Below are 18,299 nucleotides of genomic sequence, written 5' to 3'. Positions count from 1 at the left end.
GTAGAGTTGTTGTAAAAATAGAATCATGCAAAAGAACAAATATTTCAATGTAAGTTTTGATGGCTTAGGTATTGGGACAGAAGTTGGCAAAGAAGCGGGTGCAGGCATTATTGAAACCTAGATTTTCTATTAATCACATTATGGTATTAAACGAACGTGGTTAAACTAACCGTTTCCAAACGGATGATGTTAAAAACACAAATACCTGGCTCATGGCCTGATCAGGCAGAATAAAAAGTATGTTTCAGGTTATATAACCAATGGAAATTAATAATTACTTTTAAATCCTTGTCTTAAATGTATGGGTATTTATAGTAAAGTAACTCATTGGGATTTAAGATGAAATAATTATGATGACATGTTTTAAACATAACGTTTGCAACATAATGTCAAATAATGAGTGTAATAGAGAATGATATGGCTTAATCAAGCCCGATGATTAATGATGTTTTTTTACACCCATTAAAGATTGGTTGATTACTTAATGTCTTTTATGCCTTTTAATATGCCTTTTAAATTTTAATAAATGATGGCGGAATTATGGAACAATACAACGATATTAAATTCTTCTGGTTTATTCCCTCTCATGGTGACGGTCGTTATTTGGGTTCTGCTACCGGCGGAAGGGCCATTAATTTACCTTACTTGCAACAAATGGCTTTAGCAGCAGACAGTCTGGGATATTACGGCGTTTTGTTGCCGACAGGCAAAAGCTGTGAAGATGCCTGGGTCGTTGCATCCTCTCTGATTTCCATCACCAAAAATTTGCGTTTTCTGGTGGCCCTGAGACCGGGCTTGCAGCCACCTACCTTGGCAGCCCGCATGACAGCGACACTGGAACGGTTGTCTGCTGGCCGTTTGCTGATCAATATCGTGACAGGGGGAGATCCGGTAGAAAATAAAGGTGATGGGATTTTTCTGAGTCACAGTGATCGCTATAAAGTGACGGAAGAGTTTTTACAGGTCTATCTCCCGCTGATAAAAGGCGAAAAAGTGACCTTTAAAGGCGAATTCATTCAGGTAGAAGATGCTGAAATCCTGTTCCCGTTGACAGAGCCGGATAAACTCAAGTTGTTCTTTGGCGGCTCATCCGATGCCGCCCATGACATTACCGCCAAATATATTGATACCTACCTCAGTTGGGGGGAACCTCTTTCACTGGTGCAGGAAAAGCTGGATGTTGTTTCCCAGTTGTCAGCATCATATGCACGGCAACTGGACTATGGCATTCGTTTCCATGTCATTGTCAGGGAAACGGAGGAAGAGGCATGGGCTGCGGCAGACCGGCTGATTTCACATCTGGACGATGAAACGATCGCCTCCGCGCAAAGCATGCTTTCACGTCTGGATTCCGTCGGGCAGTCGCGCATGCGTTCATTGCATAACGGCTCACGGGAATCTCTGCGCATTGCTCCTAATTTATGGGCGGGTGTGGGGTTAGTCCGTACAGGGGCAGGCACCGCTTTGGTCGGCAGTCCTCAACAGATCGCTGATAGAATCAAAGAATATCGTGCTCTGGGATTCACAAAATTTATTCTGTCTGGCTATCCTCATCTTGAAGAAGCACACTATTTTGCTGAACTGGTGATGCCACTTTTTGCTGATAATCAGCCTTCTAATGCAAAAGATGGAATAGCAGAAACACAGCACTCGTTTGCCAATGCGGGGCCTGTGGGGGAAATCATCGGGGGACATAAGCACCCGGGCCGATGAAGGAAAACATCAGGTTAGCAACATCAATAGAGATTTACGTCTGAAATTGTTGTTCATTTGTAAATATTTATAAATGACACAATTTCAGCTTGAAATTACATAATTCTGTACTAACTTTTAATACATAAGATGATAACTTCAGTATTTCATTGAACACCATTTTTATAGCAAGGAAAAGGATGTTTTTTTTTAATTTTAGTGGCGCGTTCAATGGGGAAATTAAGTTGGGATCATCTATTCAAATATAATGTCATCAGGATGTGAAAGTTTTGGGTTGAATTGTTGGGATGTGATCGTCAGGGTGTAGTTATTAAGGTGTGGTATTAATCCGTAGTACGGTAGTGAAAAAGACTTTTTTCGGTAATGAGCTGATTTTAATTAATAAGCTAATTGGTTTTTTTTGATATTTTTGGTAATAGTTAGTTATATATCTGAGTAGTTATCTATATGTCTGAAAAATTGTTCAAGCCGTTTCCAGTATTAATTATAATAATAACGCGTTTTATCTTTATTTTTCCGGGCAAAAATATAGAAAAATAACGAATGGAATTGTAACTGAAAATGATCAGGAATAGAAAGAATATTTATATGCCTGCTTGTAACTTTATCTATATGGTGTCTGTAGCTAAAGGAAAATAGGAAAGAGCATGCATGGAAGCAGAATTCAATAAATTGATAGCTGCTGATTTATTGGCGATTCCTGAGCAAGATGAGAATGTCGCCAATCATTTAAATAGTTATAGCCTGTAGTCGGCTCTGATTATTATTGTTTAGGAATTTAATGCTAATGCCCAATTACTTTGGTAATTGGGTTTTTTTATTTGGTTGTTATTTTGGTTTTCAGTAAGTTATTTATGGGAAAACCATTTCCGCCGCAAGAAATACGCTTTTATGTCTGGATTCTGTGGAGTGGAAATCGCGTTAGTTCGTAGTGGAGCCGATACGGATTTGGCAGGAAACCCCCAGTAACTTGCTGAGCGGATAAGAGAATACCGCACATTGGGGATTAACGAAATTTATTCTGTCCGGCTACCCTCATTTGGAGGAAACTCACTGTTTTGCCGAATGGATGATGCCACTTTTGCCAATGATCACATTGTCAGTGAGCAGACAGCCGAATCCGAGCGGCAGAACAGATTTATCTATACCGGGCCGCTTGGGGAGATTATTGGAGGCCATAAGATCCCTGACTGATTATCTTTTGATAAGAGCAGCTTTAACTCAAATAATAAATTAAATAGAGGTGCTATGACGATGTCCATTCCTTCCCCTATCCAGTTTGCTTATTGGGTTCCCAATGTTTCAGGGGGGCTGGTTATCAGCAGCATTAATCAGCGAACTCATTGGGATCATCACTACAATCGCCAATTAGCTCAAACGGCAGAAAACGTTGGTTTTGATTATGCATTAACTCAGATTCGTTTTACGGCGGGGTATGGTGCTGAAAACCAACATGAATCAGTCACTTTCTCTCAGGATTTATTGTCAGTGACGAAGCGGCTTAAAGTGATAGCCGCACTTTTACCCGGCCCTTGGAATCCCGCATTGGCGGCCAAACAAATAGCAACGATTAGTACGCTTTATAATGCACGTATTGCGGTCAATATCGTGAGTGGTTGGTTTCGCGGTGAATTTAAAGCCATTGGGGAAAGTTGGCTGGATCATGATGAACGCTATTTACGTTCGGAAGAGTTCATCCGTTGTTTGCAAGGGGTCTGGTCACAGCCTGTCTTCAATTTTGCGGGGGATTTTTATCGTTTCCGTGACTATGCCTTAAATCCCAAGCCTCTTGAGCCACTGCCGGAAATTTTCCAGGGAGGAAGTTCCAGAGCGGCCAGAGATATGGCGGCGCGGGTTTCTGATTGGTATTTTACGAATGGTGGCAGTGTCGAATATATACAGAAACAGATTGATGATATTCGGGTTAAAGCGCAGTCGTATCATCATCAAGTTAAAATTGGCGTTAATGGTTTTGCGATTGCCCGTGACAGTGAACAGGAAGCCAAAGCGGTATTGCAGGATATTTTACGGCACAGCAATGTAAATGCGGTGAAAAGTTTTCAGGCGGAAGTACAAAACGCGGGCAATGCATCCCCTGAAAAAGAGGGGAACTGGGCAAAATCAACGTTAGAAGATCTTGTGCAATATAATGACGGTTTTAAAACCAATCTTATTGGTACGCCATTGCAAATTGCTCAAAGGATCATTGAGTACAAAAAAGCGGGAGTCAATTTGATGTTGCTGGGTTTTCTGCATGTGCAGGAAGAGTTGGAATACTTTGGTAAAAACGTGATCCCACTTGTCCGCCAACTTGAACATGAATCAGCTTTATAATCCAATTGCCTGACAACTCACGCTAGTTTTGGTGAGTTTTTTTGAGCTAACCAACAGCGCTGTTTATCAAAAAGATACCTGCATTATTCTTTTTTTTCAAAAAGATACGGATATCATCATGCTTTCTAAATATTCGCATATAAAATATCAATATTTGGCTATATCGCGCAGGTATAAAATATAATTACTGTCTCGAATAAAATATTTTTTTCGGATATTCCTTCGGGTAAAAAAGGAAAAAAATAGAATGTCTTGGCGTCAATACTTGTTTTTTTCTTTATTTTAAGCAGTGCTAAATACATTGGAACATTTTTATAAGTGTCAGAAAATCCCATTGATATAATGAAGTTTTATTTATATTATAGCTGAAATGAAAGTTTTTCTTCATAGATTCAATGTATCATGTCGGATATGAAAATACTTGGTGAAAAAATCACAGGTTACAGGACGTTAGTGTGATTATTGGGACTAAGTATGGCGGTAAAAAAGACTTTATTTATGTTGCTTATTGATTTTTTAAATTAATTCAAGATACCCTACTTTTTAGTTTTATTTCTGTATAGTGATTATTAAATCCTATTTTAATAGGATCTGATTTTTATTTTTTGGAAATTAACAACAGCGCCCAATTGCTTTTGTAATTGGGCGTTTTTGTCTGGTTATTTTTATTTTCTTAGAGATTTATTTATGGGCAAACCATTTTGGAGAAGTGTTGAGTACTTCTTTACAGGGAACTATTCTGCGGACGATGGAGATAACAACATTGTTGCCATTGGATTTGGAGGGAAAATCCACGCTTATGGCGGCAATGATCATATTACACTCGGTTCCATCGGGGCATCGGTTTATACCGGAACAGGGAATGATACGGTCGTCGGTGGGGCGGCTTACCTGAAAGTCAATGATACCAGTGGCGATCTCACGGTAAAAGGTGCAGCGGGTTACGCTGAAATCTATAAGGAAGGGTATGGCGATATCACTTTTGCCGGAGCCGCGGGTGGTGCTGTTATTCAGCATGATGGCAATACCGGCAACTTAAGTTATTCGGGCGCGGCTGCCTATAACAACCTGAACCGTCGTGGAAACCTTGGTGATATTACATTCAAGGGAGCGGGTGGATATAACAATCTCTATTCCGATGTTGCCCACGGCAATATCTATTTTGCCGGGGCAGGGGGTTATAACCAAATAACCCGCAAAGGTGTCAGCGATGATTTTTCTGGTGAAGGCATTGCTTATGCAAATGCGGAAGAAATTATACTGACTAAGGCCACAATGGGCGGGAGCTGGATCCAGCATTCTCAAAAAGTGGTTGGTGTTAAATCTACTCGCGAAGCAAATACCTATTTATTTGCTTTTGCGGATGAAAAATACACTAAGGTCAACAAAGTCCGTCTTTACAATGATCCAAAAACAGGCAGGCTGAAATATTACACTACGTCCTGGTATAAGCAGGGAAATCAACTTGATAAACTGGCAGAGCTGGATGTTTCTGATTACGGTGGCTTTCAGGTCGTTGATGTTGATGGCGCTTATACGTTGTCCGATTTGGCTGTTGAACAACATCAGGTTGTCACAATCCATGCAATAGAAAAAGAACTGCCGGAAGATCAGTGGGTCACTTATGCAGGTGGAGTGCAGATTGCGGCGGAAAGCATCATTTTGTCAGACGCCAAAATGGGTGGATATGCCGTTGCGCGGGATGGTTCAACGGTTGATGTCAAACCAGTGAAATCCCTGCGCATGGAGAACACCTATCTGTACGCCAAAGTATTGGATGGCTACACCAAGGTGGTCATGGTACAGCTAAAAAATGATCCTGAAACGGGGGCACTGAAATATATTGCCCAACCTTGGTACAAAGAGGGGGATCATACCGCAGAAGTGGCAAATCAATTTGTCGGCCCGAATTATGGTTATAAGGCGCTGGGGAAAGGTAGTTACACATTGAGTGATGTGAACTACAGCGTCAATACGGTACGTGTTTTTACCGGCCACGTGACTGGAATGCACGAATTTACCGAGCAAGAATTATTTAAATCCGCACCCGACAGCAATAGCCAGAGTTCCGGAGATGTGCACTATGAAGGCGCGGGTGGTGGCAATGTTATCAAATCCAATGTGCATCATGGCAATGTTGTTTTCAAAGGTGCTGGCATTGCCAACGTCATTTTGCATCACTCAGAGACCGGCAATACCGAATTTGACGGAGCGGGTGCTGCCAATGTCATTTTCAAAAAAGGCAAGAAAGGCAACCTGATTTTCAATGGTGCAGGAATTGCTAACGTCATTACTCATATCAGCAGTGTTCGACCGAACGTGCATTCATCTCAAATCTCCCGGAATACCAATGATGGCCTGACCAAAGTCATGGCATTGGGGGGAGCCAATATTCTGACCAGAAAAGGTTCAGGGAACGTTTCCGCTGTGATGGGAGGCGGAACCAATGTCCTGACCCATATCGGTGATGGTGATACCACGGGCATGATGTTGGGCGGTGCAAACGTTATGACCAAAGTTGGTCATGGTGATACAACCGGCATCATGTTTGGTATCGGCAATATTTTGAGCCATATCGGCAATGGCCAAACCTTGGGCGTCATGGGCGCGGCCGGCAATATCTTCACCAAAGTGGGTGATGGGGAAACCATTGCGGCGATGTTGGGATTGGGCAATCTCTTTACTCATGTGGGGCAAGGGGATGATTACGCCTTCATGGCCGGGGGAGCCAACGTCTTTACCAAAGTGGGGGATGGCAAGGCACTGGCATTGATGGCGGCGTTGGGAAATGTATTCACGCATGTCGGGGAAGGGCTGACTGTTGCCCTGATGCTGGCTAAAGGCAATATCGCAACAAAAGTGGGTGACGGCGAAATGCTGGCGGCCATGATCGGTGAAGCCAATGTCATGACCCATATCGGGCATGGCTCGACGTTTGCCGCCATGCTGGGGGGCGCCAATGTCATGACCAAAGTGGGGGATGGCCTGACAGTCGGCCTGATGATTGGCAAGGCCAATATTTACACCCATGTCGGGAATGGCACCCATATCGGCTTGCTGGCCGGCAATGCCAATATCATGACCAAAGTAGGGAATGAAACCACCCTTGCAGCCATGTTTGGTCAGGCCAATATCATGACTCATGCCGGTAATGGTTTAACGGGGGTGCTGGCGTTGGGGAAAGCCAATGTCGTGACAAAGGTTGGACAGGGTTTCATGGGCGTTGTTGCCTCGGCTGAAGCCAATATTGCCACTCATGTCGGCGATGGAACGACGGCCGGGCTATTGCACGGTAAAGGCAACATCCTGACCAAAGTGGGGAATGGCACCACAGTTGGATTGCTGGTATCCCAAATCGGCAATGTCATGACCCACATCGGCAATGGCAATATGGCGGGATTTGCCAAAGGAAAAGCCAACATCATGACCAAAATGGGTGATGGATTGGCAACTCATGCGGCATGGGGTGATGCAAACGTAATGACCCATCTGGGTAAAGGGGAGCATTATAGTTTTGCCCGAGGGACAGCGAATATTGTCACGAAAGTTGGGGATGGACAAACAGCCACGGTCGCCAATGGACAAGCTAACGTTGTGACTCATGTGGGCAAGGGGAATGATTATACCGGCGCATGGGGCAACGCTAACGTTATTACCAAGGTGGGTGATGGCCGTAATGTGACGCTGGCTAAGGGCAATGCCAATATAGTGACTCAAATTGGGGAAGGGGACAGTTTCAATGCCCTGTGGAGTCAGGGCAATATCGTGACTAAAGTCGGCCACGGTACTCAGGTTACTGTAGGCAAAGGCAAGAGCAATATCACGACAACTGTCGGTGATGGTTTGAGTGTGACCGCCGCGCACGGTGATTTGAACGTGAACACCAAATGGGGTGATGGCATTTCTGTCAATGCCGCTTGGGGTAAATTCAATATCAACACCAAAGTAGGGAATGGATTGAATGTCTCGGTCATGAAAGGCTCGGGGAATGCCAATATTCATGTTGGTGACGGAACTAACATTCATGCTTCCTATGCGCGTCATAATCTGGCTGTTCAGGTGGGGAACGGCGATTTTTACAGCGTTGCGGTTGCGTCAAGCAACAGCCAGAGCAATAAACTGGAAGCCTTGTTCAGTAATATAAAACAAACTGTGTTGGGTGTTGCGGGCAGTCAGGGAATCAACTATTTGATTCAGGGGGATGAAGCCAGTACATCGGGAAGCTATCGGGGGCGGGGGGCGATTAATCTGCCGGACGTCACCCATCTGGACGGTTTCAAGATGACAGAAATTGATGAGGTTACGTCAGATTTGAAATCGGATTTAAAGGGAGCGGTAACACAAATCAGCAGCCCGGATACCCATAAAATCCAGCAAATCATGGATGATGACGCTATCCCTCAAAAACGACAGCCTAACAAACAGCAACCTAACTTAATCCTCAATGGTGATTTTGAACAGGGAAGTCTTGGCTGGCAAGCGACCCAAGGTACAGAAACACAACATCCGGCAGCGTCCTATGGTCTTGACAATGATGATCATGGTGCTCATGTCAGTGAACTTGATGCTAATGCCAATACAACGATCTCTCAGGATATTCATGATCTTACCGAAGGTGAGCTGATCATCCTTGACTTTGATTTTGCAAGACGTGCTGGAAGTAATGATGATAACGGCATGGAAGTGTTCTGGAACGGAGAGCGGGTTTTTGCCACTTCTGCGGATAAAATTCAGTGGCAGCATAAACAATTGGAATTGTTTGCCCAGACAGGTCGTAACCGCTTGGAATTCAAAGGAACCGGCATCAGTGATGGTAAAGGTTATCTGCTGGATAATGTTATGGCTTATTCAGAGCGTACCGATCCGGCCCGGGCAAAATATACGGTGAAAGATCCTATTTCTGCCGACGTCTTGAATGACAAGGCGGGTGCAGAAGCTGATCAGCAACGCTTGATGCAGGAGAGAGAAAAACAACTGGCGGCCATTGCCAAGACACAGCTTCAACTGGAATCGACAGATATTAATGCGCTGAATAGTAACGGATTATCTCAACGGGATGCCATTAAGGATGAAGAATACACTGTTACTGCAGATTTGGTTGCGAGAGCAGATTTGCTGGCAGGGTTGAATAATGAGGCCAATGCAAATTATCAGGGGAAATCGGGTGAACAATGGCGCAATGCGTTTGCCGGCGATTTGTTGGATGAGCTTCAGAGCCAATTAGAACAAACCAAAGTGACGGCAGGGCAACAATTGGAGAATGCGGTATCCGATTTGCGTCAACAACAGAAAAAGATTGCCATAGCCGTTGCGCAATCAGAATCCGGAGCGGCAAAGGGAGAACAAAATCGCCTGAATGCACAGCAGGATGTTGATGATGCCCGATCAAAAGCAGAATTCCGTGAACAAGAAGCGCGGGCGCAACAGAAACGGGCGCAGCAAGCGGAGCGTGACGGATATAACACCCTTAACCAAGCAGAAGTGGAAGCCTCTCAGGTTGCCAGAGAGAGCCATCATACATCACATCAAAATGAAAATTCAGGTAGCGGATTATCTGGCAAAGCGTATGAGTCTTCCGGGGCAGGCGACATTGGCAGCCACATCGATACGGCGTATTCCGGGCAAAGTGATGGCCGTTTTAGTCAGGAACACCCTGAATTGAATGAAGATTTTTCTGAACTTGTTGATGCGAAACAGGCAATTCAGCGTTTGCAAATTAATGCCGGCGTGCGTGGCAAGAATATAACTTCGTTATTGACGAAGAATCCGCCGCTTTCTGAAATTCAATTACCTGAAACTCATCGACCAGAAACACACGTTGTCGCGCCGCAATGGAGCGCATCTTCTGCTATTTCTGGTTTGGATTTTTCTGGTCTGGATCTTTTGCGTGCAGATTTGAGTGGATTGGAAGCGCTGGGCAATGCTGATGCGCCAAAAAACCGGGCATCACAGCGGAGTACCAATAGCAGCGGTTCATCCAGTTTCTCTTTCATCAACACAAGGGTGCAAAAAGTCGCGGATATTTACCGTTGGCTGAACAGTGACAATTATCGATTGACAGATCTGTCGCAAGACAATGAAACACCTATACCGGGTTTTCAACGCATTGAGGTGGAAATTCATGACAATATTCGCCACCGGATGATCGAGTTCATTGAAAGCCAGCTCAGCAATATGCTGGATAAGGAGCCGAAAGCTCGGATTGCATCGTTGGCAAAATTGTTTGTTGATTCCACCCTCGATTATGATTGGGATAAACGCGTCCGATTCCTGGCCAGACTGGAAAGCCTCGGTTATAGTTTTGCGCCCGCTGAAGGTGATAAAAGCGTTATCACATTTTGGTCAGGCAAAAATTTCACGCAGTATCGGCATGTTTTGAATGCAGCACAACCTGACGACAAAGAAGTTGTTTATGACATCGACTTGAAAGGCAATGCATTTGCGCTTGAACTCAATAAGCAGTTGATGAATTGGGGAAATATCTCGTTTGACCCCGATGATCCACAGCAAAAAACACTGCACTCCGCAATTAATGCTGCGGCTCGAAGTAATATTGGCTTCTGGAGTTCGGTGTTTGCTACCAATGCGCGTGGTGATGTTTATGTGATTGCAGAAAATGGTTTGCGTCTGGGGAATTTCTTTTGGAACGTGGAATTGCCGGTGTTGCGCCAATTGCAGCGCGAAGGGATGATCAATGAAATTCGCTTTCTGGATAAACCTGCCCACGAGTATCAGAATATCCCACTGGAGTTGATTGGTCGCCGTCTGACAGATACCGATGTCAAAGTCAAAATTCGTTTTGATGCTCTGAGTCTGGCGGAGCAGAAAAAATATCTTGCGTTAGATCCTCAGGGCTATCAGCCCGGCACAATGATTGATCTGAATATCAAATTGAGTGCCGTTGACGGCATGTTGAATAAAGCCATTCCATTTTACCGCTTGCGTTCAGAACGCAATGTTTTGATACAAAAAGGCAACAAGGGTTTTGAAGTCCATCAGTGGCCGGAAAACCGTAATTATCGTTTTAAAACTATAAAAATGGCAGATCAGCAAGATCCGGCGCAAATTAAGGCGATAGAGCATTTTATTTTGGCGAATTACGCAAGTTATGACGAATTCCCCCAAGAACTCCACTTGGTGGACAATCAAATTGTTTCCCATGATAAAGGCCACACCCGCATTCTGGCTGAAAAAACGGAGGGTAGTTGGCGCTACCGGCCAAACACTGACCTCATGTCGCTCAGTGAGTTGCAACATCGTGCCTATGTTCGGGGCAAGCCTTCGGGAGAAAGCTATCAGAATATTATTCGGGGAATGCGTGCCTATGAACAATCTCTGCTGGAAGATAGGGATTATTCACTGGATGCAATAGAAAAACTCACTTACTTGCATCAACAGGTAGAAGGTTATGTATTGGGGCACCCTGAATCAGGGCGAGCAGCGGCATTGAAGTTGCTGCTGTCCCAAATCAACACACGTCTTGAAGAATCACTGATCCTTGCTGAACCGACATTAAGAAGTTCAAGTAAGGGGAATTTCAGCGAGCTGTACAGCAAATTGGATAATGCCAACCTCAAAGATTCCAAGCACTTGTATATTGATGCCGATGGAGATTTTGTCACCCGTGGCAAGTTCAGTGTGCAAATCGCCAAAGATACTGCCGGAGTTGGGCTTGAGCAGGTTATGGCTGCGATCAGGCGTGAATATGGGCAAGAAGTGACAAACGCCGTCTTTTCACAATTGACGCCTTATGATTTGGCAACAGATGGCAAAGGCATTGATGTTGCAGGTCTGAAAAAAGTCCACAAGGCGATTGAGCAGCATCTCTCTCCTGTCAGCGCTACGCTTTACATCTGGAAACCCAGTGAAACCAGTACAATTGGGCATTCAGCTCTGCAAATTGGACAAGGGCGTGTCCTGCTTGGTGCGGCTGATATAGCCGATTTCAATGACATGAACTATGTAAGCTGGTGGCCTGCGGGTGGTAAGTCCATCGAGATGCGGGAATTTTTTAATATCTCCACTGAAGAGTTTCCGGATTTGCGGTTGCGCTGGCGTGATTTCAGTCAGCCTGCCCATCAAAATCCGGCATTGCGATTCGATGTAGCTGCGGAAGAGGACGATGATTTCGGTTTGTCTGATGGCACCTATAAGTTAAAAGAATTCCTCGAAAAGCTGAAAAGAGCAAAGGGAGTGGATGCAACCTTCAAGGATGTCAGTGAAAGTTTTGCCATCTCAGCACTTTCCGATCCAACATTATTGGAAACTGCGGGAATACCAGAATATATCTATCGTCCATTCTTGGCGCAATGGGCTGATCCCGGCATGGATATGGATGAAGTCGGGCAGCGTTTCGCCGAAGTTTTACGCATGGCCGCCCAGATGCAGACGCCTAAGCGAGTTGAAAAACTGCTTGAAAATGTCACGCGACAATTTGCAGAGCGCGAGTTGTCAGATATCAACGATTTTAAAAACAGTAAAATCGAACCGGGCCGAGTATACCGCATCAATCTGGAAGGTCTGGATGTCGGGGCCATGCAGGCGGAGTGGCATAAAATCAGCAATGATCCGGATGCCCGCTATCAGCTTTTAACCAAAAACTGCTCCAGTGTCGTTGCCCGTGTCCTGCAAGCCGGCGGGGCCGATAAAGTGCTTGGCAGCAAATGGCGGCCTTTCTTCGGCGTCTGGACGCCGAATGAGTTATTTAATTTTGGGGAGGCGCTCCAGAAAGCGGCGCAGCTCAATAGAATCAATGAAAAATGGCAACGCCTCAATGGGGAAGAATCTGACGCTATTTTGGAGCACGCTTATAAAAAACATGAAGAAATGTTGGAAAAAGTCGCCATTCCAAGTGACGATGCGCCACCGCGTGAATCCGCTTCCTTTGATCCGCTGACCCGCTTTATGAATAACGAGCTTTACGGTGTTAAAGAAGATCGCCGCAGGGTCAGCAAATTTGTTCAGATACAACTTGGCCGGGCGATGGATCGCCATGCAGCAGAAAAAGTCACCTTACAGGGCGAAATCGGTCGTCTGGAGGGATATTACCACCTTGGCAGCAACAAATTACGCAACCCTTCTGCGAATGGGTCTGCAAATAAAGTTGTCCTGTTCATTCATGGCTCAGGCTCTTCCGCTGAAGAACAGGCCTTTAAAATCAAAGACCACTATCAATTCCAAGGCATTGATGTACTGGCGGTAAATATGCGTGGTTACGGCAACAGTGACGGACGCCCAAGCGAACTTGGCTTGTATCAGGACGCGCGTACCATGTTCCGTTATCTGGTCAATGATCGTGGCATCAGCCCTGATAATATCGTGATTCACGGTTATTCGATGGGAGCGCCGGTTGCCGCAGATCTTGCCCGTTATGCTGAACGCAGGCGGCAGGCGGTGGCGGGCTTACTGCTCGACAGGCCAATGCCAAGTATGGCCAAAGCGATTACCGCCCACGGTATTCCTAATCCAACCGGTCTTACCGGCGCTTTGGCAAAAGCCGTGAATGGCAAATTCTCCACTGAGAAAAATTTACAGGGGCTTTCGATACAAACGTCCATCATGTTGCTGACAGACAATGAAGGGTTGGGCGCGGAAGGTGAAAAATTACGTACCAAGCTGATTGATGCGGGTTATGACATTTCAGGCGAACAGACTTATCACGGTCATGATGCCAGCCATCCGTTGATGGAACAGTACGCCAAAAAGATCGTTTCCAATTTGTTTGAAGGCAATTTCCGGACACGCCATAGCGTTGTGCTCAAGGGCATCAAGAGTGATTTGAGACGTTATGCGGTAGCCTTACAGCCAACGGTGGATGATTCGGGCAGGCAACAGGATATCCGTGCAACAAAAGCATTTTTGGCAGGCTATAAATATGGTCATGCCGAGCGCATTATTGATGGTTTCCACTCAGACATGAACATCAAGCAGTTGGTGGATATGTTGGTGAAAAAGAGCTGGACTGCCGAGCAAAAAGGCGCACTGGCATGGGAAATTGAAAACCGGGCATTAAAAATTACGCTTCAACCGAAGACTGAAAAATACAATCGCCTGTTCCGGGATGTCACTTCAATGGGCATGGCCGACCCTAAAGCGAGTGAACATCTTGCGCCGCAATTGCTGCTGCTGAACCTTTCCAATGACGGTTTTGGCGGGCGTTGTGTTCCATTATCCAAATTGGTCTTGGTTGCAAAACAGTTGGAAAATGAGGGGCGGGAGGGTGTTGCCAGCGCATTGCTGAATAAACTTTACTCCGCAGCTTCGGTATTGAGCCATCCAGAACTGTATTCTGAAATTGAACAGACGAATGCCAGCAAGCTGCTGGGAACGCTGTCCGCACTCTATGCCCGAAATCCGATGTTCGACAGTTCCACCAAGGTATGGCAGGAAAAACTGGCAGGAGAACAAGCCCTGACCGTGAAAGGTGTGATTGAAAAAATCACGGCAACCAACGTGGAAGGAGCCCCAATCCTGCTGGAGCTGAACACATTGGGGCATGCAATGGCGGCTTGGTCAAAAGGCAGTGGGGAAAACCGGATGTATGGTTTCTACGATCCTAACGTGGGTATCGTCGAGTTTTCTTCTGCGGAAAAATTTGGCAACTACCTGACCCGTTTCTTTGGTCGCTCAGATTTGAATATGGCAACCAAATACAAAATGACCAAAAATGGTGATCGGGAACGAGTTTTCGATCGCGTTATTGTATTGGATGGTCAGGCAATGGCGTCATATCGCCCTGTGTTGGGTGATAGAACGACCATGAAAGACATTCTTGACATGGATATTTTTGATGGCACGCCAATGAAAAATGCATTGGGCGCTGAACGTCCGCTGGATAACCAAAATGTCAGTGAATGGGAGCGCGTTACTGTAACGGAACGCGCTACCGGAGAAGACCATGCCGACGGGGAGTCTGCCAGAGGGAATAGCCGCTTTGATGGTCAGATCATTATCCAAACGGAAAACGATCCTGTCGTTGCCCGTGCCGCAGCCAATCTGGCGGGCAAGCATCCGGATTCCAGTGTCATTGTCCAGCTTGATGCCAATGGTCAGTATCGGGTGGTGTACGGGAAACCCACCAAATTGGCAGGCAAGATCCGCTGGCAGGTTGTGGGACACGGCCGTGACGCGGTTGAACATAGCCATGCTTACAGCCATACGCGCATGAGTGGTTACAGCGCCGCCGAACTCGCCATGAGATTGAAACAACTCAGCAATAGCTTCCCGTATCCCGGCCAGCCTGAGCATATCAGTCTGGTGGGTTGCTCCTTGATCAGTAACGACAAACGTGATGGTTTTGCCCGCCATTTGATTTCTGCACTTGATGGATATGGCATACGTACCTCCGTTTCCGCACGCAGCAGTGATGTTGCGGTAGACAATCGTGGTCGAAAATATACACGGGGAGCGCAGGAACAGTGGGTGCACAAGTTGCAGGACAACAAAACGGTCTTGTACTGGAATCAGCAAGGTAAATTGGAAAGCCGTTCAGAACGTGTGCGCCACGGTATTTCGGAAAATGATATTGTCCTGTCCCGTGTGGGAAATCATGGAATAGGTAACATTGAAAAAAATACATTTGCGACAGGGGCAATTGCAAATAACACCGAAACATTCCACGCCCCCGAATCACGTAATTATCCGCATAATGGTGCGGGGAAGAACACAACCAACAATCGGTTAAGTTATTCCGGCAATGTTCAGATACAGGCCGGCGATGGTGAATTTACGGCGATTAACTGGGGAACCACGAACGCAGGCATCAAAGTGGGAAGCGGGGGCTTTAAGTCACTGGCTTTTGGTGACAACAACGTCATGGTTCACTTGGGAGAAGGGGACAGCAAACACAGTATCAACATCGCGGGTTATCAGGCATTGGAAGGGGCGCAGTTATTTATTGGCAACCGGAATGTCAGCTTCAACCAAGGGCGCAGCAATGATCTGATTGTGATGATGGATAAATCTATTCCAACGCCCCCGCTGCTCAATCCATTTGATGGCGTATCGCGTGTGTCTGGCGTATTGCAGCAAATTGCCGGAGAGTTCTCTGCACCAAATTGGCTCTCCTCACAGGAGACGCAATGGACAATCGGCAGTGTGAAAAAATATCTCAGCGATATGTCAGGGTTGGATCAAACCAGCAGCGTGGATTATCACTCACTGACGGATCTGGACTCACAATATGCCCGCAGCGGCCGTGGTTTGAAGAGTGATTTGGAAGGCGCCCTGAATAAGAAATATAACCAGTGGCTGAGTGGTAATTCGTCAAGTTTCGGGGATCTTAGCCGGGCAGACAGATTCCGTCAGGCAAATGAAAAGCTGGCCTTTAATTTTGCCATTGGCGGTCAGGGTGCTGATATTCAGGTCACAACCGGCAACTGGAACTTTATGTTCGGTGACAATATCCAGTCGATTCTGGACATTAACCTCGGTTCATTGTTTGGCTTAATGACCCAGCAATATACTTCTACAGGGTTAGCGAAGACCACGTTGACTTTCAGCCCGGCAGATTTGCCTCGCCAGCTTAAAAACAAACTGTTGGGCCGTCTGGCAAACGTGAGTGCGGATACAACACTGGCTGAGATCTTTGGTGTGGATTACACCCCGCAGGGGCAAATCATTTCGCGCTCCAGCCAGCCTGTGGATGGTGTTGCCATCTTGAAAGAGATGCTACAAATCATCGGCGAATTCAGCGGCAACCAGTTGCAGTCATTTGTTGATCCGCAGGTGTTGCGCGATGGCCTTAAAGCCAATATCGCCGCCGGCTCTGATGGCCTGAATTCTTTCCTTGCAAGCCACGGCCTGCAAGAAAAAGCACCGATGGAAGATAGCAAGGCGGCGGAAAGCAGCGAATTGCCATTAGCCGCAGGAGAAATACAGCCGACCGCAGAACCAGCGGATCCAGAACGTACATTCGGGTTGAATTCGCTGAATCTGCCAAACCTGTTTGCCACCTTGTTCAGCCAGAATAAACAGGCAGAAATGCAGCAACTGGCCGCTAATCTGAAACAGAATCTGACCGATGATTTGCTGCACATGCAGGATAAAACGTTCGATTTCCTGCGCAACAGCGGGCATCTGCAAGGTGATGGCGATATACATGTTTCCCTCGGTAACTACAACTTCAACTGGGGCGGTGACGGGAAAGATTTGGGTGCTTATCTGGGAGACAACAACAACTTCTGGGGTGGCCGTGGTGATGATGTCTTTTACTCGATGGGAATATCAAATATTTTCACCGGCGGTGACGGCAATGATATGGGGGTTATGCTGGGGCGTGAGAATATGATGTTTGGCGGAAAGGGCAATGATGTTGCCGTGGTCGCCGGACGCATTAACTATGCCTACATGGGAGACGGCGATGACCAGGTGTTTGCTTTTGGTGAAGGTGGCGTGATTGATGGCGGTAAGGGACGCGATTACATCGTGGCATCCGGTAACTTCAACCGCATTGATGCCGGCAATGATCAGGATTACGTTGTCGCCATCGGCAATAATAATCAGGTTGATTTGGGGGCAGGCAACGACTTCGCCACTGTATTCGGCAATGATAACCGGATAGATGGCAATAGGGGCAATAACGCTATCAAACTGATGGGCTACCATGCACTCATTCATGGTGGTACGGGAAATGACCACCTGATTGCGGATGTGGTTTCAAAATTCAGCCAGTTAAACGGTGGTGACGGTGATGACCTGTTGGTGCTGGGAGGCTACCAAAACCGCTTTAGCGGTGGCGCTGGCGTCAATAGTTATGTGGTCAGTGGAGATGTCATTGATAACGTGGTGGAAGACATCAAGCAAGGTGACAGAATTATTTTCAATAATCTTAACTGGCAAGATTTGTGGTTCCAGCGCAGTGGCTACGATCTGGTGTTATTGACGGCCCGCAATGTGAATACGAATGCCGAGCAAGGGCAGTTTGAAGCGATAGGAAGCGTGACTTTCAATGACTACTTCAATGGCAACCGTGCGGTTATTGTGACTCAAATGGGAGAACAGAATGGACAAGGGGAGCGTGACGTTACCGCGTTGTCAGCCAATGCGGTGGACTCTCTGGTACAGGCCATGAGTGGTTTTGCGCCCGCGATGAGTGGCAGTGGTTTTATTGATTCACTGGATAGTAAAACGCAATCCTCCATCATGATGGCTTGGGCAGATACGACAATTGCCCCAACGGAGAAATCCAAACTGATTTAATCATCCGATTTATTGTCGAAATTTAATAATTGAAAATGGCTCACCTTGGTGAG

At 46.2% G+C, this 18,299-nt stretch carries 3 protein-coding genes; all 3 read left to right on the top strand.

All coding sequences use genetic code 11. The features are described from left to right. Positions 1–540 precede the first annotated feature (540 nt). The 3 genes from ssuD (at position 541) to rtxA (ending at position 18,246) form a co-directional block, all read left to right on the top strand. The gene (gene ssuD / locus BM100_RS01630) at positions 541–1,713 is read left to right on the top strand and encodes an FMNH2-dependent alkanesulfonate monooxygenase (protein ID WP_092507295.1); all 1,173 of its coding nucleotides are present in this window, start codon (positions 541–543) and stop codon (positions 1,711–1,713) included. Positions 1,714–2,967: 1,254 nt separating this feature from the next. Continuing rightward, positions 2,968–4,047, top strand: a complete 1,080-nt coding sequence (gene sfnG, locus BM100_RS01625) for a dimethylsulfone monooxygenase SfnG (RefSeq protein WP_420855321.1) — start codon at positions 2,968–2,970, stop codon at positions 4,045–4,047. 687 nt (positions 4,048–4,734) lie between these two features. Beyond that, positions 4,735–18,246, top strand: a complete 13,512-nt coding sequence (rtxA, locus tag BM100_RS01620) for an MARTX multifunctional-autoprocessing repeats-in-toxin holotoxin RtxA (protein ID WP_092507293.1) — start codon at positions 4,735–4,737, stop codon at positions 18,244–18,246. The last annotated feature ends 53 nt before the right edge of the window (positions 18,247–18,299 follow it).

This window comes from Xenorhabdus mauleonii (assembly GCF_900113945.1).
In the GTDB taxonomy this organism is placed as follows: domain Bacteria; phylum Pseudomonadota; class Gammaproteobacteria; order Enterobacterales; family Enterobacteriaceae; genus Xenorhabdus; species Xenorhabdus mauleonii.
The sequence above is the reverse complement of the archived record's forward strand: the minus strand, read 5'-3'. Positions and strand labels throughout refer to the sequence as shown.